Genomic DNA, 2,458 nt, shown 5'->3' on the forward strand with positions numbered 1-2,458 from the left:
TCGACGTAGCCGACTTGGAAATTCATAGCAACGCCCGGTCGTCTGTTCCAATTAACCACCAGACTTGCCCCGCCGAAGACATCGAGTGGATGAGCGTTAAAAATCCGACCTACCTTACTCTTCCCTCCCCCTCCCAGGGGGAGGGTCAGGGTGGGGGTATAGTATTTGGAGGATTTAGCGAAGGAACGATGATTTTGCACGCCTCGCGTGCAGGATTCCGAAGTAGCAGCAGTCTTGCTATTACCACCTGACGCGCTTCAGGTGATCTCGGCACCTCCTGTGCTATGCCGAAAAAGACACTACGTGTCACCGGCCCGGCGCACCACGTGCGCAGGAAATCGAAGTAGCAGGGTATTGCTACTGGCAACTATCGCACTTCCCGAGCTTAAGCTTTTAAACGAGCTACGTCGAAAAAGACACTACGTGTGTGCTACTTTTGGTCAAGGAAAAGTAGAAAACACTTGCACCACACTTACCTGTTAGCTCAGAACTTCCCCTTCAGCCACTGTGTGGGTTGCCACTGTATATTTGATTCATTCCGAATGAATGAGAAGCTTTGATGTGACCTTAATATTGACTTGACAATTTGTTGTCTTATTAATTAGTGCATGAAAGACAGATCATTTATAGAAAAAATCGTCGATTGGGTTATCGTTTTAGCTTTCTTTATAGTCCTTTCCATTATGATAGATTCACTTTTTGGACACTGTCCCGGACGAAACCCTTACATGATGGACTAGACCCGCAGCCGCATTTCGCTCTCTTTTCCATTCCAGTAGGAATATAAAGGTAGGCAACTTCCTCCTACCCCTCCCTCAAATGCCTCTCGTAAACCTCCTGCACAACCCCCTCTCCCTTCAGCTCCGCATACCTCTTCGGATCGGTCCGCGCAATCTCCCTTATCTCTTCGAGGGTGTACCTCCCCTGCGCGCCGCCGAGCGCTCCCGTCCCCGCGCCCCTCGCCTGCGACGGCCTCACGAGCCCCGGCCTCTCCGACAAAAACCCGCGCATGTATCTCTCGACCGTCATCCCGGCGCCCGTCTCCGGATCGAGCATCGGGGCCCCGTTCTTTCCGACGACCTGGAACCCCCCGCCTTCGACAGCCTTCACGCTCCCCTCCGTAAACGTCACTATCATGCCCACGTTCGACGGGTCCGCCCCCGCCTTGAGCGCGGCCTGCGTAAGCTCGGAACGCCTGAGGAGCGATTCATACTTCCCGCGCCACTCGCGCGACTCGTCCTCATGCCTTCTCAGCTCATGCTCGAACCTCCGCTCACGCTCCCCTGCTTCCTCGACAGACCGCGCTCTTTCGCCGGCGAAAGTCTCCGCCGCCTCATCCTTCTCCCTGAGACGCTTCACCAGGTCACTCACGCCATCGATCCCATCGACGCCGGCATCCCTCAGCCGGCCTTCGACGTCTGCGACGATCCTCTCGCGCTCCGCTTCGAGCCGCGCCTCCAGCTCCGCATTCATCTCCGCCTCCGTAAACACCTTCTCCGCAGAATCCCCGGCCGCGTCTTCCTCTTTCACCCCGCCAGCTCCGTCACCTTTACCCCTCTTCGCCATCTCCACCTCTTTCTGTCATTTCGACCGCAGGGAGAAATCCATCCTTTGCTTTTCACCCCACTTAGAAAAAGTGGGGCAGGGGGGGATTTTCTCTCCGCATGCAACCTATCAAACCACCAAAAACACACTTCTCCCACACTCATAACCGCTTGGAATCATTCCGGAAAAAACCGGGGGAGGAATCGACAGGCACAAAAAAAACCGAGATGATGTTCTCATTCTCGGTTTCCTTTGTGCTTATCGCGAAGGGCGTTGTTCGCCCATTGCTATATAAACTAATCTAACTTTCGCATTCTGTCAACCACCTTTCTGCAGCTTCTTTTGAAAAGTTTCATCGCTCCCATCGATGTCATCCCGAGCCTCTCCCCTATGCTCTCGTACGTCGCCGCCTTGTTCCCCGAGAGCCCGAACCTCATCTCCACGGCAATCCTCTCGCGCTCCGTCAATCCCGCCAACGCGCCCTCCACTCTCTCCCTGTTCACCCTCTCCCGGACATCCTCCGGCAGCAGATGAAGTATATTCACAATCCCGTCGTTATACGCAGTCACTTCCCGGCTCTCTCCATATTCATGTGCATTATCCTCCCCCTGTTAGGGGGAGGACCAAGGTGGGGGTCACCTAATTTCTGTCATTCCCAACGATTTCGAGCAAGCGAGGAATCGGACGCCGGTGATTCACGTACAAACGTTCATACAGTACCGCTCGCAACTTACCTTCTTAGTATCAATGCTTGTACCTGCCGCGGCGAAGCTTTCTTGTCCGACGTAGCTTTAGCGAAGTCGGAAGCGAAGCCGGGTCGGGAATCCACTTCCGCGAACAATCCCATCAAGAGTTGGTGTCATTGCTGTAGATGTTAAGTAATTCGGGGACAGGATTTAAGGAACTCTGCCGG

Annotated in this window: 2 protein-coding genes; both read right to left on the reverse strand. The window is 54.3% G+C overall.

Going from position 1 to position 2,458, the window contains the following annotated elements:
- Positions 1-804: 804 nt before the first annotated feature.
- On the reverse strand, positions 805-1,566 hold the full coding sequence (locus PKC29_15565) for a hypothetical protein (protein ID HML96824.1): 762 nt from the start codon (positions 1,564-1,566) through the stop codon (positions 805-807).
- A 275-nt stretch (positions 1,567-1,841) separates the two neighbouring features.
- A complete protein-coding gene (locus PKC29_15570; protein ID HML96825.1) occupies positions 1,842-2,114 on the reverse strand; it encodes a sigma factor-like helix-turn-helix DNA-binding protein in 273 nt (90 codons plus the stop codon).
- Positions 2,115-2,458 lie beyond the last annotated feature (344 nt).

The sequence above is a fragment of the Thermodesulfobacteriota bacterium genome, assembly GCA_035325995.1.
Classification (GTDB): Bacteria; Desulfobacterota_D; UBA1144; order Nemesobacterales; family UBA2774; genus JADLGH01.

What these genes read in the sequence shown, in the direction of transcription:
- PKC29_15565 (HML96824.1), bottom strand. Translation starts at nt 1,566, where the DNA reads ATGGCGAAGAGGGGTAAAGGTGACGGAGCTGGCGGGGTGAAAGAGGAA.